The organism is Radicibacter daui (assembly GCA_030657355.1).
In the GTDB taxonomy this organism is placed as follows: domain Bacteria; phylum Pseudomonadota; class Alphaproteobacteria; order Radicibacterales; family Radicibacteraceae; genus Radicibacter; species Radicibacter daui.
This window is the reverse complement of record CP131056.1, coordinates 4,125,504-4,148,975: the sequence shown is the minus strand read 5'-3', so window position 1 is coordinate 4,148,975 and position 23,472 is coordinate 4,125,504. Positions and strand designations below refer to the sequence as shown.

Here is a 23,472-nt window from a genome sequence, read left to right as displayed (position 1 = left end):
ATTGATGAGCGGGATCAGGCGGCCTGCCGGGAAAGCAGGCGCCAGACATCGCGGCCGATCATTTCGTCCTCGCCCGTGGGGATCACCCAAGCGCTGACCTTGCTGCCGGCGGCGGAAATGCTGGGGCCGCCGCTGGCATTGGAGGCCGGGTCAACTTCCAGACCCAGCCAGCTGCAGGCCCGGCAGATGGCTTCGCGGACAGGCGCGGCATTTTCGCCGATGCCGGCGGTAAAGATCAGCGCGTCGAGCCCGCCAAGGGCGGCGGCAAGCGAGCCGATTTCCCTAGCGGCGCGGTAGACGAAAAGATCGACCGCTTCCCTTGCTTCCGGCTGATCGCTCAAAAGCAATGTGCGCATATCATCACTGATGCCGGAGACTCCAAGCAGGCCGGAGTGATTATAGAGGAGGTCGGAAAGGGCGGCGCTGTCCATGCCCCTGGCGTCCATCAGATAGAGCAGAACGCCGGGGTCGATGGCGCCGCTGCGCTTGCCCATCACCAGCCCGTCAAGCGCGGTAAAGCCCATGGTGGTGGCAACCGACTGCCGGCCTTTCAGGGCGCACAGGCTGGCGCCCGCCCCCAGATGCGCGACGATGATCCGCCCTTCTGCCGCTTTGGGACCGAGATAATGCGGCAGGGCATCGGCGATATAGGCGTAGGATATGCCGTGGAAGCCGTATCGGCGTACCCCTTCCGCCTGCAAGGCACGCGGCAGGGCAAAGCTGGTGGCAACGGCCGGCTGGGTAGTGTGGAAGGCCGTGTCGAAGCAGGCGATCTGCGGCAGTTCCGGATGGAGGCTGGCAACAGCGCGGATGGCGGCGAGGTGATGCGGCTGGTGCAAGGGCGCCAGCGGCACCAGCGCCTCCAGCGCATCGATCACCCCGGCATCGATGAAGCAGGGCGCTGCGAAATGCGGGCCGCCATGCACGACACGGTGACCGGCGGCGACAAGCCGGTGATGCTCGTAACGCCGGCCGATCCAGCCGAGCAGGCGCTCCAGCGCCAGTTGATGTGTGGCGGGGGCGCCGCCCTCGGGGGCGAGCTCTTCATCGACCAGCTTCTTGCCGTGGCCGCTGATTGCCGTGAAGTGGCCAGCATGCCCGAGCGCATCAATCTTGCCGTTCGCCAGCAGGCTTTTGCGGGACGGCCGACTGTTTGCACCATAAAGCGCAAATTTGAGGCTGGAGGAGCCGGCATTGAGGACTAGGATGGCGTTTGCGCGGCTGCCCGTCACTGGCCGGCTCCCGCCGTGTCCTGAGCCGCGTTGTGGCGCGCCAGCAAGAGAGCGATGGCGGCCGAGCCGAGCCGGGCGGCGGTGCCGTCGGCGCGGGAGGTCAGGACAATCGGCACACGGGCGCCCAGCACGATGCCGGCCATCTGCGCGGCTGCCAGATACTCAAGCTGTTTGGCCAGCATGTTGCCGGCTTCCAGATCCGGCACCAGCAGAATGTCGGCCCGGCCGGCGACCGGCGAGACGATGCCCTTGGTGGCTGCTGCTTCCGGTGAGACGGCATTGTCGAAGGCAAGCGGCCCGTCGATGAGCCCGCCGGTAATCTGGCCGCGATCAGCCATCTTGCACAGCGCTGCCGCATCAAGCGTCGAGGGCAGGCGCAGCGTTACCGTCTCCACCGCCGACAGGATGGCGACACGGGGTCGGGAGATGCCAAGGGCATGGGCGAGATCGATGGCGTTTTGCACGATGTCGCGTTTGCCTTCGAGATCGGGCGTCACATTGATGGCGGCGTCGGTAAGCAGCAGCGGACGCGGATAGGCCGGCGCGTCGATGGCAAAGACGTGGCTGATGCGGCGGGCGGTACGCAGGCCGGCAGCCCGGTCCACTACCGCATGCATCAGCTCGTCGGTATGAAGCGCGCCTTTCATCAGCGCCTCCACCTTGCCGGCATGGGCAAGGGCGACGCCGGCCTCGGCGGCGGCATGGCTGTGTTCGGTCGCCACCAGTTCGAAGCCGGAGATATCGAGCCCGCCGGCCTTCGCCGCCGCTTCGATACGTTCGCGGGGGCCGACCAGGACCGGGATGATCAGCCCTTCACGCGCGGCCTCTACCGCGCCGGTGAGCGAGGGGCCGTCGACCGGGTGCACCACGGCAGTGCGCAGCGGGGCCATGCCCTTCGTCATGCTGATCAGGCGATGATAACGCAGGCTACCGGTTTCCTGGCCTGCAGGCTGGACGGCCGGCAGGGTCAACGTGCCCTGAAAACGGCTCCCCCCGGCCATGGCCTGGCAGGAGAGGGTAAGGGCGCCGGTTTCGGCATCGCGGCCAGTGACCGTTGCCGAGAGCACGAGGCGCTCTCCGGTGGCCAGCGTTTCCAGATTGAGGGTTTCGCTCACATCGTCACCTGTCGCATTTTCGGTCCCGGGCGAAGCCCTGGCAGGGCACACCATAGGGCACCGCGTCACAAGTGAATTTGATGTGAATTAAACCCGCGCGCATTCAGGTGCCCGAAAGGGCGCGGCTTGACCGTTTTTGGCGGCGCCCTGTAGATTAAATTCGAAATATAAAATTAATGCCTGCATTTCACCGGGCGGCAAGGCCGGTATGATGCGGGCAGGAACGGGCCTGCCGGCAAGGCAGGCCTCAATCATAATCAGGGGAGGAAGCCTCGCCGCCGGCGAGGTTGAGGGCAGTAGCCCCGCCCGGCTCACAAGAGCTGTGGCGGCAAGGCGGAAACCGCGCCGGCAAGTCCCGCGCGGCCCTCATCCAGGCAGTGCGACCGTGGCGATCCTCCCGAAGTTCTGCCCGCCGACAGGCGCGGGCATCCCAGACGGAGAAACGCCCTTACCATGCCCGCAAGCCTTGGAATTGATCTCGGCACTTCCGGTGTAAAGGTTGTCCTGGCGGACGAGACCGGCCATGTCGTCGATCATGAGACCGCTCCCCTGACCGTCTCGCGCCCGCAGCGGCTGTGGTCGGAGCAGGACCCGGAAAGCTGGTGGGTTGCCACCGACAAGGCGGCCCGGGCGCTGAAGGCCCGCAATCCGAAGGTGATGGCTGCCGTGGCCGGCATTGGTCTTTCCGGCCATATGCATGGTGCCACGCTGCTGGGGGCGGACGACAAGGTGCTGCGGCCCTGCATTCTGTGGAATGACGGACGCAGCGGAGCCGAGTGCGCGGAGCTGGAAAAGCTGGTGCCGCGCTCGCGCGCCATTACCGGCAACATCGCCATGCCGGGTTTTACCGCCCCCAAGCTTTTGTGGGTGAAGCACCATGAGCCGGAAATCTTCGCTGCCGTACGCTCGGTGCTGCTGCCCAAGGATTATCTGCGGCTGAAGCTGGCCGGTGAAAAGGCCAGTGACATGTCGGACAGCGCCGGAACCTTGTGGATGGATACCGGCGCGCGCCGCTGGTCGCCGGAGATGGTGGCGGCTACCGGGCTCGATCTTTCCACCATGCCGCGCCTTGTGGAAGGCAGCGAGCAGGCGGGTACGCTGCGTGCGGAAGTGGCGGAGGCCTGGGGCATCGGCAAGGGCGCGGTGATTGCCGGCGGCGCCGGTGACAATGCGGCCGGTGCCATCGGCGCCGGCGTCATCGAGCCGGGGCAGGCGATGCTGTCGCTGGGCACCTCTGGCGTCATCTTTGCCGTCAGCGACGGCTTCCGCCCCAATGCGGCGCGGGCGGTCCACGCCTTCTGCCACTGCCTGCCGGGCCTTTGGCACCAGATGTCGGTGATGCTGAGCGCGGCGGCCTGTGTGGACTGGGCCGCAAGGTTGATCGGTCTATCCGGCGCGGCGGAACTGGTGAAGCTGGTGGAAACGGAAGCGCCGAATCCTTCTAACGTGATTTTCCTGCCTTATCTTTCCGGCGAGCGCACACCGCACAACAACCCGAATGCAACCGGCGTTTTCTTCGGCATGACGCATGAGACCGGCCGGGCCGAACTGGCGCGGGCGGTGCTGGAAGGCGTGGCGCTTGGCCTTGCCGACGGTATTGCAGCGCTGCGCGAAGCCGGCACGCAGATCGCCCGGCTCTCCGTCATCGGCGGCGGGGCCCGGTCAAAGGCGTGGGGCCGTATCCTCGCTTCCGCGCTCGATGTGGTGATCGATTACCGGCGCGATGCCGATGTCGGCCCGGCGCTGGGCGCCGCCCGCCTTGGCCGTCTGGCGGCGACGGGCGAGCGGGTGCAGGACGTGGCACTGCCGGCGCAGCTGGAAGAAAGCCTGATGCCGGACGGTAAGCTCATCAGCCTTTATGCCGAACGGCAGGGCCAGTTCCGCGAGCTCTACAAGGCGCTGGCGCCGCGGTTTGCCGCAGCACAGGCGAGCTAGTTCGCTTCAGCCGGGATAGCGGATTTCGAGGACGGCGATGGTCTCGCGCCCCGCGGGGGTGCGGACCTCGACCTCGTCATCGACATGGGCCTTGAGGAGGGCGCGGGCGATGGGGGAGATCCAGCTGATCTCGCCGCGCTCCATGTCGGCTTCGTCGATACCGACGATGGTCACGGTAACTTCCGCGCCGCTTTCGCGCTCATAGGTCACGGTCGCGCCGAAAAACACCTGGTCGCGCCGGGTCTGCAGCTTGGGGTCCACCACCTCGGCAATCTCGAGCCGCTTGGTAAGGAAACGCACCCGGCGGTCGATCTCGCGCAGGCGCTTCTTGCCATAGAGATAGTCGCCATTTTCCGAGCGGTCGCCATTGCCGGCTGCCCAGGACACCACTTCGACGATACGTGGGCGCTCGACATCCCAGAGCTGACGCAGTTCCGCATTCAGCCGCTCGAAGCCGGCCGGCGTCATATAATTCTTGGCGCCCTTGGGTATGGGCGGGGCGCCATCGTCATCATCATCGTCGTGGGTCGTCTGGCTGGTCATGCCGGGCGTACTGCCTGTTAGCGCGAAAGCCGGCACGATTTGCGCGCGGACCCGCCTGCGTCAAGCCCTAATGGCTGGTTTCCGCTCAGGAGTGGGGACGCTTGACCGGTCCGGCGGCGCCGCGCAGGGGCGGGATGCCGCCGCCAGCCGGCATGGGGAACTTGCGGCCGCTGACTTCGGAGCCGGCATCGCTGGCAAGATTCCAGAAGCAGAAGGACGAGACGATCAGCACGAGGCCGAGAATGGCGAACACCGGCGGGAAACTGGCCGCGCTGAGGCTGCCCCCGTCCTGCGCCACGAAGAAATGCAAGAGCAGCGCGCCGATGCCGACGCCCATGCTGAGGCCGAGCTGCTGGCCGACGCTGGAAAGGCTGGTCGCCTTGCTGACCCGCTGGGACGAGATGTCGGCAAAGGCCACAGTATTGAGCGCGGTGAATTGCAGCGAGCGGAAGAAGCCGCTGACGAGCAGCAGGGCGATGATCAGCAGCTCCGGCGTATCGGGCTTGAAGAGCGCGAAGCTGGTGAAGAACACGCCGCTGATGATGCTGTTGACGATCAGCACCCGCTTGAAGCCGTAGCGCGCGATGATCGGGCGGGCCGTCGTCTTCATCGCCATGGCGCCAAGGGCGGAGGCGAAGGTGGTAAGGCCCGAATGCACGGCGGAATAGCCGAAACCGATCTGGAGCAGCAGCGGCATCAGGAAGGACAGCGAGCCGATGCCGACACGGAAGACGAAACCGCCGACCAGCGAGGCATTGTAGGTCTTGATGCTGAGCAGCGTGAGATCGACCAGCGGGTTCTTCGCCCGGCGGGAATGGTGGATCAGCAGCGCAAGACCGGCAACGCCTGCCACCATCAGCGCGGCGACAACGCCCTCCGGCAGCAGGCCGCGGCCGACTGTCTCGAAGCTCATCACCACGCCGGCAAGGCCGACGCCGGCATAGATAAAGCCGAGGATATCCAGCTTGCCGGCATTCTCCTCTCGCTGGTCAGGGATATAGAGCGTGGCGAGCAGCAGCCCCAGGAGGCCGATGGGGATATTGATGAAGAAGATCCAGCGCCAGTTGAAATAGTCGACGAAGAAGCCGCCGACCGGCGGGCCCAGCACCGGGCCGAGCAGGCCGGGGATGGTGACATAGGCCATGGCGTTGAGAAGCTGGTCCTTCGGCACGCTCGTCAGCAGCACCATACGGCCTACCGGTACCATCATAGCGCCGCCCATGCCCTGCAGGATGCGCGAGGCGACGAAGGTGGCCAGTGAATTGGAGAAGCCGCACAGGATGGAGCCGAGCACGAAGATGATGATGGCGGCGCGGAAGACATTGCGGGCGCCGAACTTGTCCGCCATCCAGCTGCTGAGCGGGATGAACACGGCCAGCGACAGCAGGTAGCTGGTAATCGCCAGGTTCATGCGCAGGGGATCCTGCCCCAGCGTGTGGGCGATGGCTGGCAGGGCGGTGGAGATCACCGTGCTGTCGAGATTTTCCATGAACAGGGCGCAGGCGACGATGAGCGGAATCAACGCCTGACGGAGCGGCAGCGCACTCATTTTTCGAGGTACCAGCTTGGCGGCAATGTTTTGCTATTACCTGGACAATATGCCTCTGCCCGATCCTTGGCGAGAACGGTTTCAGCATTGCTGTGATGCGGCCCACAAATATGAAGGTCATCACATAAATTCTGAAGATAATGGAAGCTCAAGAAAAAAGCCCTGCCGGATGGCAGGGCTTTTTGTTTTCCATGGGTGCGGCGAACCGTTCAGTTGAACTGGGGTTCCGCACGCTGCTGGCGGGTATGGGGGCCATGCCCGCCGCCTTGTCCTTCCGCCGACGTCGCCGGCCTGGGGTCGGGGCGGGAGATGAAGGTGTAGAACATCGGCACCACGAAGAGGGTGAACATGGTGCCCACCGCCATGCCCGAGGTGATGACGATACCGATGGAGAAGCGGGCGGCTGCGCCGGCGCCGCTTGCCCACAGGAGCGGCGCGGTGCCGAGCACCATGGCCGCCGTGGTCATCAGGATGGGACGCAGGCGCACCTGAGCGGCATGGATGATGGCGTCGCGCTTGCTGTAGCCCTGGTCGTGCCGCAGCTGGTTGGCGAACTCGACCATCAGGATGCCGTGCTTGGTGATGAGGCCCACCAGCGTGATGAGACCCACCTGCGTGTAGATGTTGAGAGTGGCGAGGCCGATATTGAGCGGCACCATGGCGCCGAAGATCGACAGCGGCACCGACATCATGATGATGAAGGGGTCGCGGAAGCTCTCGAACTGGGCGGACAGCACAAGGAAGATGACGATGACGGCCAGACCGAAGGCGGTCAGCAGGCTGTTGCCTTCCTGAATGCTGAGGCGCGATTCACCCCCGAAATCCTCGAAGAAGCCGGTCGGCATCACTTCCTTGCCGATCTGGCGCAGCGTCTCCAGCCCTTCGACATTGGTGACACCCGGCAGCGGCAGGGCCGACAGGGTGGCCGAGTTCAACTGGTTGAACTGCTCGATGGCGGCCGGCGACGGCTGGATATGGACCGTAACCAGTGCCGAGAGCGGGACCATGGTGCCGCTTTCGCTGCGCACATAGTACTTGTTCATGTCCTCGGGGTTGAAACGGTCCGGCCGCAGCGCCTGGGTGATGACGTCGTAGCTGCGGTTGTCGCGGTCGAACTTGGACATCGAGCCACCACCCAGCATAACGTTGAGCGTGGTGCCGATATCGCTGATGGGCACGCCAAGCGTCGCCGCCCGGTCGCGGTTGATCAGCACCTTGGCCTGGGGAGTGGAGTAGGTGGCCGAGTTCTGCACCACGATGAACTTGCCGGAGGCCTGCGCCTTCTGGCGGATTTCCTCCGATACCTCGAACACGCGGTCAGCCGAGCCGATGGACTGCACCACATACTGGATGGGCAGGCCGCCACCGGTGCCGGGCAGCGAGGGGATGGCAAAGGCGAAGGCCTTCACACCCGGGTTGGCATCGAGACCGGCCTGGATCTGCTGCTGGATTGCCTTCTGCGGGCGATTACGTTCGGCCCAGGGCTTGAAGGTCCAGCCGGCAAAACCGCCATTACCGTCACTGCCGGCGATGGCGAACGAGCTTTCGATCTCCGGGATGGACTTGGTGATGCTGTCCATCGCGTCGATATACTGCTTGGTATAATCGGTCGTTGCGTAGGGCGGGGCGTTGACGAGGGCGAAGACGGCACCCTGGTCTTCTTCCGGCGCCAGTTCCTGCGAGGTTTTCTTGAACAGGAACCCGGTGGTCGCCAGCAGGCAGACCACGATCAGCAGCGTCAGGAAACGCATATTGAGCGAGCCGACGAGGCGGCGCCCATACCAGCCGGCAAGCCAGTCGAACCGGCGATCGACAAAGCGCTGGAACCAGCTGCCGCCATGTTCGCCGTGCGCCTTGAGCAGCTTGGACGACATCATGGGCGAGAGCGTCAGCGCGATGACACCCGAGATGATGACGGCGCCGGCAAGGGTGAAGGCGAACTCGCGGAAGAGCGAGCCGGTCAGGCCCTGGGTAAAGCCGATCGGGGCATAGACGGCGGCCAGCGTGATGGTCATGGCGATGACCGGGCCGGTGATCTCATGCATGCCGCGGATGGCGGCATCGACCGGTTTCAGACCCTCCTCGATATGGCGGTGGATGTTCTCCACCACGACGATGGCATCGTCCACCACAAGGCCGATGGCAAGCACCATAGCCAGCAGCGTCAGCGTGTTGAGCGAGTAACCCAGCGCATAGAGGAAGAAGCACACGCCGATCAGCGAGAGCGGGATGGTGACGATGGGGATCAGCACCGAGCGGAACGAACCGAGGAAAAGCAGGATGACGACGATGACGATCGCTGCCGCTTCCCCGATGGTGCGGAACACTTCCTCGATGGAGGCGGTGATGAACTTGGTGCTGTCGTAAACCAGCTTCACCTGCATGCCTTCGGGCAGGCTCTGCTGCAGCGAGGGCAGTTCGTCGCGCACCAGCTTGGCGGTATCGAGCGGGTTGGCCGACGGGGTGGTGGTAATGCCGATGAAGGTGCCTTCGGTGCCGTTGAAGGAAACCTTCACATCGTCATTTTCAGGCGCCAGCTCCACGGTCGCCACATCGCGCAGCCGCACGACCTCGGCGCCTCGGGTCAGCACCGGCAGCGCCCCGAAGGTCTCCGGCGTCTGCAGAGTGGTGGCGGTTTCCACCGCGTAGGCGACGAGCGAGTTCTTGGTGTTGCCGGGGGCGGCGAGGAAGTTGCTGCCGCGGATGGCGGCAACCAGATCCGTCGCCGTCACGCCGCGGGCGGCCAGCTTCAGCGGGTCGATCCAGACGCGCATGGAGAAGGTCTTGCCGCCGAGGATTTGCGGGTCGGCGACGCCGGAGATGGTGGCAAGGCGCGGCTGGATGACGCGCACGAGATATTCGTTCACCTGCTGCGGCGACATGCGGTCGCTGGAGAAGGCGAGATACATGAGCGCGAAGCTCTGGCCATTGCCCTTCTGCACGATGGGGTCATCGGCATCGTCGGGCAGTTCCTGGCGCACCTGCTGGGTCTTGGCGATGACTTCCGTCAGCGCCGAGTCCGGATTGGTGTTGAGGCGCATATGCACGCTGACGGTGCTGACACCCTGCGTGGAAGAGCTCGTCACATAATCCACACCCTCGGCGCTGGCGACGGCCTTGGCGATGGGGGTGGTGATGAAGCCCTGCATCAGGCTGGCGCTGGCACCGGCATAGGTCGTCTGCACCGTGATGACGGTTTCGTCGATCTTGGGGTACTGGCGGATATCGATGCCAAGGATGCTCTGCGCACCGAGCAGCAGGATCAGCAGGCTGATGACGGTGGAGAGAACGGGGCGGCGGATGAAGAGTTCGGTAAAGCTCATGGCCTTCAGCCCTTCTGGTCCGCAGCCACGCGGTCGATGGCGAGCGAGTTGTCGATCTTGATCGGCGTGCCGACATCGAGTTTGTTCTGGCCGGCGGTCACCACCTGGGTGCCGGCGTCGAGGCCACTCTTGATCTCGACATAGTCGCCGCTGCGGCGGCCGAGCTGCACGAAGAGCTGGCGGGCGACATAGTCGGCCTTGGCTTCGGCAGCCTTGGAGCCGGCCTCCGGCGGAACGGCGGCGTAGACATAATCGCCATAAAGGCTGGTGATCACCGCCGTCTGCGGTACGGCGAGTACGTTGTTCTCGATCGGCAGCAGCACGCGCACGGAGACGAACTGGCCGGGGCGCATCTTGCCGCCGGGATTGTCGAACTGGGCCCGCACCTGGACGAGGTGGGTCGTGGGGTCGCTCTTGGGCTCGATGCCGATGACATGGCCTTCCAGCTTCCAGTTCCCCTCGCCATTTTCACCCGGAGCGACGGTCACCGGCTGGTTGAGGTTGATTTCCGGCGCCTGCAGCTCGGGCACGGAGAAGTCGACGCGCATGGTGTCGAGATCCTGCAGCGTCGCCACGACGGTGCCCGGCTGGATATATTCGCCGAGATCGACCTGCGGAATACCGATGACGCCGGTAAAGGGCGCGCTGATGCGCTTCAGGTCCAGCGTTGCCTTCAGCTTCTCTACCGCGGAGCGGGAGGAGGCGAGATCGGCGGCCTGCTCATCCTCGCTCTGGGCCGAGGCGGCGTTACGGGCGCGCAGCGAGCGCACGCGCTCCAGCTGGGCCTTGTCGCGTTCCACGGCGGCATTCATGGCCGACAGGTCGGCGCGCTCGACGGCATCGTCGATCTGCACCAGCAACCCGTCCTTGGTGACGCGGTCATTGGCCTTGAAATTGATGGCAGTGATGACGCCCGAAGCCTGCGAGGCGACATCCACGCCCTGTGCGGCCTTGGCCGTGCCGATAGCCTCGATCACCGGATTCCAGCTCGACGGCTTCACCTCGACGGCGGAAACGGTGGCGGGCTTGATCGGGAAGTTGGCGAAGAAGGCGGCGATGCCCTTGTCGCGCATGAAATTGAAGCCGACCAGTCCGCCGCAAACGACCACCAGCAGAACAATGACGACAAGAGAAATGAGGATGCGCTTCAGCATGGCGGGAAATAATCCGTCGGTAAGGGTGGCGCTATCGGGCGGAGGCCGCCGTCTTGAAAGAAGGCATCCTCGGAAACTGCCGTTTCTAGTAACTGACAATTCCGCTTTCGTTAAGTGTGTGCCTTCACAGTTGGAACCCGCTTCCGGATTCGACGGGCAGATGCGGTTTTTCAAGTCCTGTCAGATAATTAGCCGCATACCTGCGAGTTACCTGGTTCCGGAATGAAACCGGAAAATTTGCCATAAGTAAGGAAAAACACCCTTGTCAAGGCAGAGCCCGCTGCATCCACGAAAGCTCGCACGGCGTTTATCTTCCTGTAAAACCAAAATAAAACCAGCATGATCCCGGCCTGGCTTTATTCAGGGCCATCGTTTCCTAATCCGCCTCTCCTGAAAACCGTCGCGGCATGGCCGCCGGAGCCGCCCGCCCGATGGCACTCGATCCTTCACTCATCACGGCCACCACCGTCATCGTCTTTACGCTGGTTTATGCCGGCATGGCGCTGGGGCGCTGGCCCGGGCTTGCCATGGATCGCACCGGTGTGGCGCTGTTCGGTGCTATTTTGCTGTTTGCCCTCGGCGCGCTGCCGGCGCCGCAGGCGCTCGAGTCCATCGACTTTCCAACGCTCGGTATCCTGTTTGCCCTGATGGTGCTTTCCGCCCAGGTAGCGGCGAGCGGCTTTTTCGAGCGGTGCGTGCGCATCGTCGCCGCCAGCCCGATGGCGCCTGACCGGCTGCTGCTGGCAACGGTGCTGCTCTCCGGCGGGCTTGCCGCCGTGCTCACCAACGATGTGGTGGTGTGGACGATGGTGCCTTTGCTTGTGGCGGGGCTGATGCGGCGCGATATCGATGCGCGCCCCTTTGTCATTGCCACCGCCTGCGCGGCCAATGCCGGCTCTGCGGCGACGCTGATCGGCAATCCGCAAAACATCATCATCGGCCAGCATGCCGGGCTGCCGTTCTGGCATTTTGTTGCTGTGTGCGGCGTGCCGGCGCTGGTGGCGCTGGGACTGGTGTGGGTGGTCACGCGCCATGTGTGGCGCCGGGAACTGGCAGGAGGCCGGATGCCCGCTGCCGGTAGCGGTGAAGGTTCGATGGAAGAGCCGCTTGACCGGCCGGCCGGGATCAAGGCGCTGGTCGCGCTGGCTGCCGTCATCGCCATCTTTACCCTGCCCATCGACCGGGCGCCCTGGTCTTTGGCGGTGGCGGCTGTGTTGCTGGTAAGCCGGCGGCTCAGCACCCGGCACATGCTCTCGATGGTGGACTGGAACCTGCTGCTGCTTTTCGTCAGCCTGTTCGTGGTGACGGGGGCCTTCTCCGCCACCGGCCTCGCCGACAAGGCGCTTGAGGCGCTTCGGGCCGTTGGCATCGATATCCTGCATCCCGGCAGTCTTGCCGTGCTCTCCCTCTTCGGCTCCAACAGCATCGGTAACGTGCCGCTGGTGGTGATGCTGCTGGCGGCGAAAATCCCGTTTTCCGACGGATCGGCTTACGCGCTGGCGCTTTTCAGCACCCTCAGCGGTAATTTCCTCATCACCGGCAGTATTGCCAATATCATCGCCGTGGAGCGTGCGGCGCCGCTGGGCGTCCGGGTTGGCTTCGGCGATTATGCCCGCATCGGCGTACCGGTGACGCTGGCAAGCCTTGCCTTCGCCGGCTTCTGGCTGTGGCTGGTTGGCGGTTGATTGCGGCAAGCCTTCCGTAATGCGGAAATGCTTCTGCACCCGCGCGCTATAGCGGGCGATATCAGGGGCAATCATCGCCCGCCGGGCCGGGCGCAACATTATCGGGGATCGATGCGATGACGGGCTATGTGACGATCGGCAGCCTCAAGGTAGCGGACGAACTGGCGGCGCTGGTGCGCGATGACATTGCACCGGGAACCGATGTTGCCCCCGAGGCCGTCTGGGCCGGTCTGGAAGGCGCCGTCAACACGCTGGGCCCACGCCTCAAGGCATTGCTGGCCGAGCGCGATGCCCTGCAGGAAAAGATCGATGCCTGGCATCTGGAGTGCCGTGGCAAGCCGCATGATGCCGAAGCCTACAAGGCCTTCCTGACCGAAATCGGCTATCTGGAGCCCGAGCCGGCGGACTTCGCCATCAACACCGGCCATGTGGACGCCGAGATTGCGGAGGTGGCCGGGCCGCAGCTGGTGGTGCCGGTGATGAATGCGCGTTATGCGCTCAACGCCGCCAACGCGCGCTGGGGCAGCCTCTATGACGCGCTCTACGGCACCGATGTTATTGCTGATGCGGGCGAGACGGCCCGTGGCAAGGGCTTCAATGCCGCACGGGCGGCTGCCGTGGTGGCTTTTGCCGCCAACTTCCTTGATGAAGCCGTGCCCCTTTCTGCCGGCAGCCATGCGGAGGTTACGGGCTACAGCGTGGAAGCCGGGCTACTCTCCGTCACGCTCAAGGACGGGCGCAAGACCGGCCTTGCCGATCCGGCGAAGTTCGTAGGCTATCTGACGGGCGGTGAGGGCGGAGCGCTCTCTTCCATCCTGCTCGTCAATCACGGCCTGCATATCGATATCCAGCTCGATCCGGCGCACCCGATCGGCAAGAGCCATGCGGCCGGCGTGAAGGATGTTGTGCTGGAAGCAGCGCTCACCACCATCCAGGACTGCGAGGATTCCATTGCCGCCGTGGATGCCGCAGACAAGGTAGAGGTTTATCGCAACTGGCTGGGCCTCATGCGCGGCGATCTGGCAGCCGATCTGGAAAAAGGCGGCAAGACCGTACGCCGCCGCCTTGCCGGGGATCGCACCTTTACCAAGCCGGATGGCGGCTCGCTGGTGCTGCCGGGCCGCAGCCTGATGCTGGTGCGCAATGTCGGCCACCTGATGACGACGGATGCGGTGCTGGATGCCACCGGCAAGGAAATCTCCGAAGGTTTCCTCGATGCCTTCATCACCAGCCTTGCCGCCATTCATGACCTGAAATCCCGCCGGGCCAACAGCCGGACCGGCAGCGTCTATATCGTGAAGCCGAAGATGCATGGGCCGCGCGAAGTGGCGCTGACCTGCGAACTCTTCGGCCTCGTCGAAAAGGCGTTGGGCCTGCCGGCGGGTACGGTGAAGGTCGGCGTGATGGATGAGGAGCGGCGCACGACCGTAAACCTCAAGGCCTGCATCAAGGCGGCTGCTGACCGCCTCGTCTTCATCAATACCGGCTTCCTCGACCGCACCGGCGACGAGATCCATACCTCCATGGAAGCGGGGCCGGTGGTGCGCAAGGAAGCGATGCGCGACGAGCCCTGGATAAAGGCCTACGAGAACTGGAATGTCGACACGGGCCTCGCTACCGGCCTTTCCGGCAAGGCGCAGATCGGCAAGGGCATGTGGGCCAAACCCGACGAGATGAAGCAGATGCTGGAGGCCAAGATCGGTCATCCGATGGCCGGTGCCAATTGCGCCTGGGTACCGTCCCCCACGGCCGCCACGCTGCACGCCATGCACTATCACAAGGTCGATGTGCGGGCGCGGCAGAAGGAACTGATGCACCGCCAGCCGGCGGCACTTGCCGACATCCTGACGCTGCCGATGCTGGGCGGGCAGAACCTCTCCGCCTCCGACGTGGTGCGCGAGCTGGAGAACAACGCCCAGGGTATCCTGGGTTATGTGGTGCGCTGGATCGACCAGGGCATTGGCTGCTCCAAGGTGCCGGACATCCACAATGTCGGGCTGATGGAAGACCGCGCCACGCTGCGTATCTCCAGCCAGCACATTGCCAACTGGCTGCATCACGGCGTCTGCTCGGCCGAGCAGGTGATGGATGTGATGCGTCGCATGGCCGCCGTGGTGGACAAGCAGAACGAGGGCGATGCGCTCTACCGGCCGATGGCAGCTGATTTCGAGAACAGCTTTGCCTTCAAGGCCGCGTGCGCACTGGTGTTCGAAGGCCGCTCCCAACCGAGCGGTTACACCGAGCCGCTGCTGCATGCCTGGCGCCGCAAGCTGAAGGCGGCCGAGCGCGCCGCCTGATCCGGGCTCTGCCCAAACAAAAAGCCGCGCCTCCATCGGGGTGCGGCTTTTTGTTTAAGGTCCGGTCCGGCTGGTGGGTCAGATCAGGCGCTCGGATTCACCCAGCGTGGCGAGATGCTTGATCAGCTTGCCTTGTTTTTTGCCAAGTGCGCTGAAGAAATTTTCGTCCGCATCAAGCACGGCGGGCGTGGTCTGGTTGAGCTTGTCGAGCCCTTCGGCCGTCAGCACCAGGCGTTTGGCGCGGCGGTCGGTCGGGTGGTCATGACGCTCGACGAGGCCGGCAGATTCCAGCGTGCGGACAACCTGGCTCGTCATCATCACATCGGTGCGGCATTGCTGGGCAAGGCGCGCCTGCGTGACTTCCTCGCCCATCGCCTCCAGCTCGGCGATGCCGGAGAGCAGGATGTACTGCACATGCGTGATGTTGAAGGGCCCGAGGGCCTGCCGCAGCGTACGCTGCCAGTGATTGCTCACCTGCCAGAGCAGGAAGCCGGGCCCCGATGAGGGCGTGCCCGCCGAGCCGTTGCTGCCGGCAGCTGCAACGTCGCGCGTGACTGCACCGGACTTTGCCTTTTTGGCCATCCCCGCCCACCTCTAAGCCAGATCGGACAGATAAATCAGGGTCCGAAATATTATGCGAAAACAATAAGTGGGTTAAATGACAATTTTCCGACGGTTTTATTAAGCAATCATAGTTTTGCGTCGCAAGGGCCGGAAAAAGACAAACCGCCCCTCCCCGGGCGGGGAGAGGCGGTTTGCCAGAACATAACCGGGTCGGCCGGAGGGCCGGAGCCCTCCGCACCGGGCGGGGCTTAGAAGCCCATGTCGCCCATGCCGCCCATGCCACCCATACCCGGGGCGCCGCCGGCCGGAGCGGAAGACTTGTCTTCCGGCTTGTCGGCAACCATCGCCTCGGTGGTGATCAGCAGGCCGGCCACGGAAGCGGCATCCTGCAGGGCGCAACGCACAACCTTCGTCGGGTCGATGACGCCGAACTTGAACATGTCGCCATATTCGCCGGTCTGGGCGTTGAAGCCGAACTTGACCTCGCCCTTCTCCAGGAGCTTGCCGACGATGACGGAAGCGTCTTCACCGGCGTTCTTGAAGATCTGGCGGGCCGGAGCCTGCAGGGCACGGCGAACGATGTCGATGCCGACGCGCTGCTCGTCATTGATCGGCTTCAGGCCGTCGAGAGCCTTGGTCGCGTAGAGGAGGGCCACGCCGCCGCCGGCGACGATGCCTTCTTCGACGGCTGCACGGGTGGCGTGCATGGCGTCGTCAACGCGATCCTTCTTCTCCTTCACTTCCACTTCAGTGGCACCGCCGACGCGGATGACGGCAACACCGCCAGCCAGCTTGGCCAGACGCTCCTGGAGCTTCTCGCGGTCGTAGTCGGAGGTGGTCTCTTCGACCTGGGCCCGGATCTGGTTGCAACGCGCTTCGATCTCGGCCTTCTCGCCCGAACCATCGATGATGGTGGTGTCGTCCTTGGTGATGCTCACCTTCTTCGCGGTGCCGAGCATGTCGAGCGTGACGCTCTCCAGCTTGATGCCGAGGTCTTCGGAGATGACCTGGCCGCCGGTGAGGATGGCCATGTCTTCCAGCATCGCCTTGCGGCGGTCGCCGAAGCCCGGAGCCTTCACGGCAGCGATCTTGAGGCCGCCACGCAGCTTGTTGACGACGAGCGTGGCCAGAGCCTCGCCTTCCACGTCTTCAGCCACGATGAGGAGCGGCTTGCCCGACTGGACGACGGCTTCCAGAACCGGCAGCAGGGCCTGCAGGTTGGAGAGCTTCTTCTCGTGCAGGAGGATGAAGGGGCTCTCCATCTCCACGACCATCTTTTCCGGATTGGTCACGAAGTACGGGGAGAGGTAGCCACGGTCGAACTGCATGCCTTCGACGACTTCGAGTTCGGTCTCGAGCGACTTGGCTTCTTCGACGGTGATGACACCCTCGTTGCCGACCTTCTCCATCGCGCGGGCGATCATGGTGCCGACTTCGGCATCGCCGTTGGCGGAGATGGTGCCAACCTGGGCGACTTCGCCATTGGTCTCAACCTTGCGGCTGCGGCTCTGGACGTCCTTGACGACGGTGTCGACGGCGAGGTCGATGCCGCGCTTCAGGTCCATCGGGTTCATGCCGGCGGCAACAGCCTTCACGCCTTCGCGGAAGATGGCCTGGGCCAGAACGGTCGCGGTGGTGGTGCCGTCACCGGCCAGATCGTTGGTCTTGGAAGCGACTTCCTTGACCATCTGCGCGCCCATGTTCTCGAACTTGTCGGCAAGCTCGATTTCCTTGGCGACGGAGACGCCGTCCTTGGTGATGCGCGGAGCACCGAAGCTCTTGTCGAGGATGACGTTGCGGCCCTTCGGACCCAGGGTCACCTTGACGGCATCGGCGAGGATATCGACGCCGCGCAGGATCTTGGCGCGGGCTTCGGCGTTGAATTTGACTTCCTTGGCAGCCATGGCTGTGAGGCTCCTCTTGTCTTTCGAATTCTAGTGGCTGAGGTGTCCGGCCTCTTGTCCGGCGGTGCTTCCGTTTCGCGGTCCGTCCTGCATCAGCAGAACTTCCGCGCTGGTTACGCCGCCGTCAGGAGAGCCGGCCGTAAAGCGAACCGAAATCTCAGGCGACGACGCCGAGAATGTCGGATTCCTTCATGATCAGCAGCTCTTCGCCGTTGACCTTGACCTCGGTGCCGGACCACTTGCCGAACAGGATACGGTCGCCGACCTTGACGTCGAGCGGATGGACCTTGCCCTGCTCGTCACGGGAACCGGAGCCGACGGCGATGACTTCGCCTTCCTGCGGCTTTTCCTTGGCGGTGTCCGGAATGATGATGCCGCCGGCGGTCTTGGTTTCGCCTTCGATGCGACGGACCAGCACTCGATCGTGCAGCGGACGGAAAGACATCGGTGTTATCTCCCTGATGCTCGGCTTGCGAGCGGTCGTTTCCAACAGTGGGTGGCTGCATCCGGCAGGCCCCATCCGGGGCGCGGCCGGAGGCCTGTTAGCACTCACGCTTGATGAGTGCTAACGACGGCTGAACACCTAAGGCCGGCGAGTGTGAACTTCAAGACATTCAGCCCGAAAATTTTGCCGCGTTCTGGCAGCACTCTGGCGTTGTGAGTGCTAATTCATTGAAACATCAGGATATATTGAATTTTTCATAGTTCCGTCACACGCTGGTGGCGAAGGGCGGCAATCGGGGCTGCCGATGCCGCTCCTCCCACGCGATCAACTGTGCGGAGGCGATGCATGCGTGACGATCTGGCTCTCCAGCTCCAGGGATACCGGCTCACAACGGCACATATCCTCTATCACCTGCCCGACCACCCGGCTTTCCTGCAGAGCTTTACCTGGCAGAATCTCGATATGGCGCCAGCCTTTCCGCGGCTCCGGCACTTTCTGGATTTCTGGCAGCGCGAGATCGAAGGCGCCCTGCATTCCGTCACCGTCGGCTCCACCCAGCTCATCAAACCCGCAGAACTGCGAGTCGCCGGGCTGGAGCTCAGGCTGCACTAGCCGCAGGGGGGCTGCCTCAGCGCGCCGCGGGGATGGTGACAGCGCCTTCCATCAGCCGGCGCGCGGTGCGCAGGATGCTGGCGGAAGCCGCGTGCCATTTGCCCCCCTCCCAGCTCACCTGGGCCCGCGCCTCGACGATGCCGGCGGGGGTGGCGATGCGCAGCACCTCATCCTGCCGGCGCCGGCGCAGCCTTTCGGGAATGCTGGAGGGGATACGGGCGGCGGCGGCAAGGCAGAGTGCTGCCGTTACAGGAATGGCAGCATGCGGCTTGCCCATCGACAGGGTGATGGCGCCGATATCCGCCCCCGGTCCGGGCGGGAACAGCAGCATCAAGCGGGGGATGGAAGCGGGGATATCTGTCGGGATCTCCCCCAGTTCCATGCGCACGCCGCCAAGACGCCGCAGCCGCTCCAGACGGTCCAGGAGCTGGCTGTCGAGGAGCTGTGCCATGGCCGGCGGCAGGGCTGTCAGGCCGATGCTTGCGGCATCGACGAAGACCATCGGGTTGGAGGCATCGACGAGCGAGGCGGGGATGGAAGCGTCCTTGTCCGGCACCAGCGTGTCGACGGCGCGGCCCGTCGGCAGCAGGCCGGCGGTACGGCTGCCGCCGGGGGTCAGAAACTCCAGCAGGACAGGAGCACCGGGCTGGGAGAGGCCCGGCAGCTCGACCGTGCCGGTCTGCACAGGCTCGCCCTCCTCGACCGTGAAGCGCGAAAGGATGATCTTGCCAGTATTGAGATTGCGCAGGCGCAGTGCCACCTCGCCATCCGCCACAGCGACAAGCCCGCTCTCCACGGCAAAGGGGCCGACGGCAGCGGTGAGGTTGCCGCAATTGCCGGCATAGTCGACCGGCCCGGTATCGAGCGGGACCTGGGCGAAGAGATAATCCACGTCGGCACCAGCATCGGGGCTCATGCTGACAATCATGACCTTGGAGGTCGATGAGGTGCCGCCCCCCATGCCGTCAAGCTGGCGCCCGTACCTGTCCGGGCTGCCGAGGGCGGCCTTGAAGATCGCGTCGCGTTCGGCAGTATCGGCCGGCAGATCATCCGCCCGGAAGAAGAGGCCCTTGCTGGTGCCGCCGCGCATGAAAACGGCCGGCACACGTATCTGACGCATTTCACTTCGCCCGATGAAGAATGGCTGGCTACGACTATAGCGTTATTCTTGCCCGATGGGGGAGGGCAGTGATGCCGCGTCAGTTGTCCCGGTCTGTCCGGGGAACAGACGGCAGCCAGCCTTCGGCGTCGATGAGCGCGTTGGAGCGCTGCATGACGGTCTTCATGTCTGCCCCCTCCGCCCGCCAGCGCAGGCGGGCACTGGCCAGCCGCTCCAGCCGCTCCGCCCATTCCGGCCCGACGCAGCGCTCGACGAACTGGCGCAGACGCACCGCCAGCGCCGGGCTCTTGCCGGCAGTGGAAATGGCGACCACCAGATCGCCCCGGCGCACGATGCTGGGCGTGTGGAAATCGCAGAGCGGAATATCGTCTTCCACATTCACCAGCCGGCCGAGCCGGCGTGCCTCTGCCGCCAGCCGCTCCAGTTCCGGCTGCGGCAGATCGGCAAGCCACAGCACGCGGGCGGCAAGGATATCGGCCTCCTCCGGCAGGCGGCGGATCAGCAGGTCGCCGGCGGCAGCAATCATCTCGGGCTCCGGATCGGGAGCATGAATGGCGAGGTGACGGGCGCCCATCTCTCTCAACTGGCGCACCCGCTTGGCCAGCACCGCCCCGTTGCCGGCCATCAGCACGGGGAGGTTGGCCAGATCGAGAAAAACCGGAAACATGGCACTCTGCATGCCTGTCTGGCCGGTTGCGTCTTCCGGAAGGGCGGTTTCGGCCATCATGCTGCTCCCTGTTGCCTGCCGGGGGGCTGTTTCCTGCGCTTGCCCTTGCCCGGCTTCCTTCATTTAGGAAAGAAGCGGGGCTGGGACAATCCGTCCAAGGGCCGGCTCTGCCCCGCGTCCTCCTGGCGCTGGTGGTTTGCCGGGGGGCGCGTTAAGAAAAACGACGATCCTTATAGCAGTTACCGGATACCCATGACCGCCGTGGCCACCTCCCCTTCCATTGCCGACCGGCGCAGCGATGAGCGGCGCATTGCCATCTGGCTTCTGGTCTGCGCTGCCATGGTGTTTGCCATGGCCGTCATCGGCGCCATCACACGCCTGACGGAATCGGGGCTTTCCATCGTCGAATGGCAGCCGCTGATCGGTGCCTTGCCGCCGCTGACCCATTCGGCGTGGGAGGAGATGTTCGCGCTCTACAAGCAGACGCCGGAATATCTCTACAAGAACACCGGCATGACGCTGGAGGCCTTCAAGAGCATCTTCTTCTGGGAGTGGCTGCATCGCCTGTGGGGGCGCACCATCGGGATCGTCTTTGCACTGCCCTTCCTGTGGATGCTCGTCCGCAGGCAGATTCCGCGGTATCTGGTGCCCCGTCTTTTCCTGTTTCTGGTGCTGGGTGGGCTGCAGGGTGTTGTGGGCTGGTGGATGGTCAAGTCCGGCCTCGTTGATCGGCCGTCGGTCAGCCACTACCGCCTTGCGACCCATCTGGGGCTCGCGCTCTTCATCTATGTGCTGATGCTGCGCCAGGCGCTGATGCTGCTGCGCCCGGACGGTGCGGGCGCGGCCGCTGGCGCCGCACGGGGGCTGCGACGGCACGGGCGGATCGCGCTGGCGCTGATCTCCATCACCATCATCTGGGGCGCCTTTGTCGCGGGGCTTGATGCCGGCCTTGCCTACAACACCTTCCCGGACATGGACGGCCATCTCCTGCCGCCGGAAGCGTGGAGTCTCGCCCCGGCCTGGCTCAATGCCCTCGACAATACCGCGCTGGTACAGTTCATCCACCGTTACCTGGCGCTGACCACGGCGGCGACCGTGATCTCGCTCTGGTGGTTCTCCCGTTACCGCACGCTACCTCAGGGGGCGCGGCTGGCGCTGGGCACGGCGGCGCTCGCCGTGTGCGCTCAGGTAGGCATGGGTATCGGCACATTGCTGCTTCAGGTGCCAGTGGCCCTGGCCTCCGCCCATCAGGCCGGGGCGATCACGGTGCTCAGTTGCCTTGTCTGGGTGCTCGTCGAGCTGCGCGAGACGCCCTGCGCCGACAGGTTGCGGTAAGATAGTTACCAATAGAGAGTAATTGTCGTTCTGAAAGCGCGCTGCGGCGGGCCTGCCTGGACATTTGCTTTCGAATCTAATTGTACCCGCACAAGTTCGCAGGATTCGATTGCAGGCGAAGAGCAGCTTTGCCTAGGTTTGTGCAGTCTGAAAGACCGGCACCGCCCTCAGGGGATGGCACGCCCCTTTCCGGCTTTGCATCATCAGGGGAGGTTCGACCGGCTGGAGCAGACCGGCGCTGCCCATACCCCTGAATGAAATCGGTTACGTAAAACGACAATAAATGGCTCCGAACGACAGGAGGCACGAGACTTAAAGATGAGCAAACTTCGCACCCTTTTGACCGGCACCATGGTGGCTGCCTCGGTCCTGGCCAGCGCGGCGGCCTTCTCCGCAGCGCATGCCGAATCCGTCCTGCGCCGCGGCAATGGCGACGAGCCGGCAACACTCGATCCGCACATCGCCCAGGGCATTCCCGAATTCAATATCCAGATCGACCTGTTTGAAGGTCTGGTCGCCTGGGCTGCCGATGGCGGCACCATGCCGGGCGTGGCCGAGTCCTGGACCATCAGCGACGACGGCCTGACCTACACCTTCAAGCTGCGTCATGACGCCAAGTGGTCGAACGGCGATCCGGTCACCGCCGGTGACTTCGTCTATTCCTTCCAGCGCGCGATGGACCCGAAGACCGCGTCGGAATATGCGTTCATCCTCTTCCCGATCAAGAACGCCGAAGACGTCAATGGCGGCAAGCTGCCGGTCGGCGATCTGGGTGTAACGGCGCCCGACCCCTATACGGTCGTGATCACGCTGGGCAAGTCGACTCCGTATTTCCTTGAGTCGCTGAAGCACTCCATGGCGTTCCCGGTGCACAAGGCCACCGTCGATGCCTATGGCGACCAGTGGACCCGTCCGGAGCATATGGTCTCCAACGGTCCGTTCAAGCTGGCTGAGTGGGTGCCGCAGGGCCACGTGACCGTGGTCAAGAGCAATACCTTCCACGATGCCGCGGACGTGAAGCTCGACAAGGTCGAGTTCCTGCCGATCCCGGACCAGAATGCCGAACTCAGCTCCTTCCGCGCCGGCGAACTGGACGTCACCTATGAGGTGCCGAACAACCAGATCGGCTGGATCCGCGAGAACCTGAAGGACGAGTTCCGTAACGGTGCCTATCTCGGCACCTACTACTACGCCTTCAACGTCACCGCTGCGCCCTTCAAGGACAACCTCGCCCTGCGCAAGGCTCTGTCCTACGCCATCGACCGTGATGTGCTGAGCGAGAAGGTCATCGCCGACGGCTCGCTGCCGGCCTACAGCTGGGTTCCGCCCGGCCTCAAGGGCTATGAGCAGCAGACCGGTGACTGGGCCAAGGAAACCCAGGCCCAGCGTGTGGAAGAAGCCAAGAAGTTCTTTGCTGAATCCGGTGCGCCCAAGGATCTGAGTGTGGAACTGCTCTACAACACGAGCGACAACCACAAGAAGATCGCCATCGCCATCGCCGCGATGTGGAAGCAGGTGCTCGGCATCTCCACCACCCTGCGCAACGAGGAATGGAAGGTCTATCTCGACAGCCGTGACGAGAAGAACTTCCAGATCGCCCGCGCGGCCTGGATCGGTGACTATCCGGACCCCAACACCTTCCTTGAGCTCTATGCCACCACCGGCAAGCTCAACCCGTCGGGCTGGGTGAACCAGAACTACATCGATCTCTTCAACAAGGCGGCCAATACCCAGGATCTGGCGGCTCGCGCCAAGATCATGCAGGACGCCGAAGATGTGCTGATGGCCGACATGCCCATGATCCCGGTCTACCACTATGCCTTCAAGCATCTGGTGGCCAAGAACGTGCAGGGCTGGGTCAACAACATCATGAACTACCATCCGGACCGCTTCGTCACGATCTCGAACTAAGATCGGGACGGGTCAGGACCAGAAGGGCAAGGGCACCGGATCATCAATCGATCCGGTGCTCTGCCCATTTGGAAAAGAATA

General features: G+C 64.1%; 17 protein-coding genes. 6 read left to right on the top strand and 11 right to left on the bottom strand.

The features are described from left to right. Window positions 1-14: 14 nt before the first annotated feature. Both QTL98_RS19340 and QTL98_RS19335 read right to left on the bottom strand, forming a co-directional pair. The gene (locus tag QTL98_RS19340; RefSeq protein WP_445680096.1) at window positions 15-1,232 is read right to left on the bottom strand and encodes an acetate/propionate family kinase; all 1,218 of its coding nucleotides are present in this window, start codon (window positions 1,230-1,232) and stop codon (window positions 15-17) included. Then, complete coding sequence (locus tag QTL98_RS19335; protein ID WP_445680095.1) at window positions 1,229-2,347, bottom strand: bifunctional enoyl-CoA hydratase/phosphate acetyltransferase; 1,119 nt, start codon at window positions 2,345-2,347, stop codon at window positions 1,229-1,231. Before QTL98_RS19335 ends, QTL98_RS19340 begins: the two co-directional genes overlap by 4 nt. Window positions 2,348-2,800: 453 nt before the next feature. Here QTL98_RS19335 and xylB point away from each other — a divergent pair, with 453 nt between their 5' ends. After that, the gene (xylB, locus tag QTL98_RS19330) at window positions 2,801-4,282 is read left to right on the top strand and encodes a xylulokinase (protein ID WP_445680094.1); all 1,482 of its coding nucleotides are present in this window, start codon (window positions 2,801-2,803) and stop codon (window positions 4,280-4,282) included. 6 nt (window positions 4,283-4,288) lie between these two features. Here the strand turns inward: xylB and greB are convergent, their stop codons facing one another. From greB to QTL98_RS19310, 4 genes are all read right to left on the bottom strand, one after another. Further along, entirely contained in the window at window positions 4,289-4,825 is a 537-nt protein-coding gene (gene greB / locus QTL98_RS19325; RefSeq protein WP_445680093.1) for a transcription elongation factor GreB, read from the bottom strand. Between the two features lie 85 nt (window positions 4,826-4,910). Further along, window positions 4,911-6,374 (bottom strand): DHA2 family efflux MFS transporter permease subunit, encoded by a 1,464-nt coding sequence (locus QTL98_RS19320; RefSeq protein ID WP_445680092.1) that lies wholly within the window; start codon window positions 6,372-6,374, stop codon window positions 4,911-4,913. Window positions 6,375-6,583: 209 nt separating this feature from the next. Further along, the gene (locus tag QTL98_RS19315) at window positions 6,584-9,697 is read right to left on the bottom strand and encodes an efflux RND transporter permease subunit (protein WP_445680091.1); all 3,114 of its coding nucleotides are present in this window, start codon (window positions 9,695-9,697) and stop codon (window positions 6,584-6,586) included. 5 nt (window positions 9,698-9,702) lie between these two features. Continuing rightward, window positions 9,703-10,851: an efflux RND transporter periplasmic adaptor subunit gene (locus QTL98_RS19310; protein WP_445680090.1), complete on the bottom strand. Its 1,149-nt coding sequence runs from the start codon at window positions 10,849-10,851 to the stop codon at window positions 9,703-9,705. 431 nt (window positions 10,852-11,282) lie between these two features. On the opposite strand from QTL98_RS19310, the gene QTL98_RS19305 reads away from it, so the two are divergent. Together QTL98_RS19305 and QTL98_RS19300 are read left to right on the top strand one after the other, a co-directional pair. Beyond that, window positions 11,283-12,536, top strand: coding sequence for an SLC13 family permease (locus QTL98_RS19305; protein ID WP_445680089.1), 1,254 nt, complete (start codon window positions 11,283-11,285; stop codon window positions 12,534-12,536). A 116-nt stretch (window positions 12,537-12,652) separates the two neighbouring features. Continuing rightward, the gene (locus QTL98_RS19300; RefSeq protein WP_445680088.1) at window positions 12,653-14,833 is read left to right on the top strand and encodes a malate synthase G; all 2,181 of its coding nucleotides are present in this window, start codon (window positions 12,653-12,655) and stop codon (window positions 14,831-14,833) included. Window positions 14,834-14,911: 78 nt separating this feature from the next. On the opposite strand, the gene QTL98_RS19295 is transcribed toward QTL98_RS19300, so the two are convergent. The 3 genes from QTL98_RS19295 to groES form a co-directional block, all read right to left on the bottom strand. Next, entirely contained in the window at window positions 14,912-15,415 is a 504-nt protein-coding gene (locus tag QTL98_RS19295; protein ID WP_445680087.1) for a MarR family winged helix-turn-helix transcriptional regulator, read from the bottom strand. A 230-nt stretch (window positions 15,416-15,645) separates the two neighbouring features. Further along, the gene (gene groL, locus QTL98_RS19290) at window positions 15,646-17,301 is read right to left on the bottom strand and encodes a chaperonin GroEL (protein ID WP_445680086.1); all 1,656 of its coding nucleotides are present in this window, start codon (window positions 17,299-17,301) and stop codon (window positions 15,646-15,648) included. A gap of 157 nt (window positions 17,302-17,458) precedes the next feature. After that, window positions 17,459-17,746, bottom strand: a complete 288-nt coding sequence (gene groES / locus QTL98_RS19285; RefSeq protein WP_445680085.1) for a co-chaperone GroES — start codon at window positions 17,744-17,746, stop codon at window positions 17,459-17,461. 345 nt (window positions 17,747-18,091) lie between these two features. On the opposite strand from groES, the gene QTL98_RS19280 reads away from it, so the two are divergent. Further along, window positions 18,092-18,358 (top strand): usg protein, encoded by a 267-nt coding sequence (locus tag QTL98_RS19280; protein ID WP_445680084.1) that lies wholly within the window; start codon window positions 18,092-18,094, stop codon window positions 18,356-18,358. 16 nt (window positions 18,359-18,374) lie between these two features. Here the strand turns inward: QTL98_RS19280 and QTL98_RS19275 are convergent, their stop codons facing one another. Both QTL98_RS19275 and QTL98_RS19270 read right to left on the bottom strand, forming a co-directional pair. Further along, entirely contained in the window at window positions 18,375-19,478 is a 1,104-nt protein-coding gene (locus QTL98_RS19275; RefSeq protein ID WP_445680083.1) for a PrpF domain-containing protein, read from the bottom strand. Window positions 19,479-19,557: 79 nt separating this feature from the next. Beyond that, window positions 19,558-20,205 carry a precorrin-2 dehydrogenase/sirohydrochlorin ferrochelatase family protein gene (locus QTL98_RS19270; RefSeq protein ID WP_445680082.1) on the bottom strand — a complete coding sequence of 216 codons (648 nt, stop codon included), beginning with the start codon at window positions 20,203-20,205 and terminating at the stop codon, window positions 19,558-19,560. A 192-nt stretch (window positions 20,206-20,397) separates the two neighbouring features. On the opposite strand from QTL98_RS19270, the gene QTL98_RS19265 reads away from it, so the two are divergent. Both QTL98_RS19265 and QTL98_RS19260 read left to right on the top strand, forming a co-directional pair. Next, window positions 20,398-21,480, top strand: a complete 1,083-nt coding sequence (locus QTL98_RS19265) for a COX15/CtaA family protein (RefSeq protein WP_445680081.1) — start codon at window positions 20,398-20,400, stop codon at window positions 21,478-21,480. 318 nt (window positions 21,481-21,798) lie between these two features. Continuing rightward, window positions 21,799-23,391, top strand: coding sequence for a peptide ABC transporter substrate-binding protein (locus QTL98_RS19260; RefSeq protein WP_445680080.1), 1,593 nt, complete (start codon window positions 21,799-21,801; stop codon window positions 23,389-23,391). The last annotated feature ends 81 nt before the right edge of the window (window positions 23,392-23,472 follow it).

What these genes read in the sequence shown, in the direction of transcription:
- QTL98_RS19275 (WP_445680083.1), bottom strand. Translation starts at nt 19,478, where the DNA reads ATGCGTCAGATACGTGTGCCGGCCGTTTTCATGCGCGGCGGCACCAGC.
- QTL98_RS19310 (WP_445680090.1), bottom strand. Translation starts at nt 10,851, where the DNA reads ATGCTGAAGCGCATCCTCATTTCTCTTGTCGTCATTGTTCTGCTGGTG.
- QTL98_RS19260 (WP_445680080.1), top strand. Translation starts at nt 21,799, where the DNA reads ATGAGCAAACTTCGCACCCTTTTGACCGGCACCATGGTGGCTGCCTCG.
- QTL98_RS19295 (WP_445680087.1), bottom strand. Translation starts at nt 15,415, where the DNA reads ATGGCCAAAAAGGCAAAGTCCGGTGCAGTCACGCGCGACGTTGCAGCT.
- groES (WP_445680085.1), bottom strand. Translation starts at nt 17,746, where the DNA reads ATGTCTTTCCGTCCGCTGCACGATCGAGTGCTGGTCCGTCGCATCGAA.
- xylB (WP_445680094.1), top strand. Translation starts at nt 2,801, where the DNA reads ATGCCCGCAAGCCTTGGAATTGATCTCGGCACTTCCGGTGTAAAGGTT.
- QTL98_RS19265 (WP_445680081.1), top strand. Translation starts at nt 20,398, where the DNA reads ATGACCGCCGTGGCCACCTCCCCTTCCATTGCCGACCGGCGCAGCGAT.
- QTL98_RS19320 (WP_445680092.1), bottom strand. Translation starts at nt 6,374, where the DNA reads ATGAGTGCGCTGCCGCTCCGTCAGGCGTTGATTCCGCTCATCGTCGCC.
- QTL98_RS19300 (WP_445680088.1), top strand. Translation starts at nt 12,653, where the DNA reads ATGACGGGCTATGTGACGATCGGCAGCCTCAAGGTAGCGGACGAACTG.
- QTL98_RS19305 (WP_445680089.1), top strand. Translation starts at nt 11,283, where the DNA reads ATGGCACTCGATCCTTCACTCATCACGGCCACCACCGTCATCGTCTTT.
- greB (WP_445680093.1), bottom strand. Translation starts at nt 4,825, where the DNA reads ATGACCAGCCAGACGACCCACGACGATGATGATGACGATGGCGCCCCG.
- QTL98_RS19280 (WP_445680084.1), top strand. Translation starts at nt 18,092, where the DNA reads ATGCGTGACGATCTGGCTCTCCAGCTCCAGGGATACCGGCTCACAACG.
- groL (WP_445680086.1), bottom strand. Translation starts at nt 17,301, where the DNA reads ATGGCTGCCAAGGAAGTCAAATTCAACGCCGAAGCCCGCGCCAAGATC.
- QTL98_RS19270 (WP_445680082.1), bottom strand. Translation starts at nt 20,205, where the DNA reads ATGATGGCCGAAACCGCCCTTCCGGAAGACGCAACCGGCCAGACAGGC.
- QTL98_RS19315 (WP_445680091.1), bottom strand. Translation starts at nt 9,697, where the DNA reads ATGAGCTTTACCGAACTCTTCATCCGCCGCCCCGTTCTCTCCACCGTC.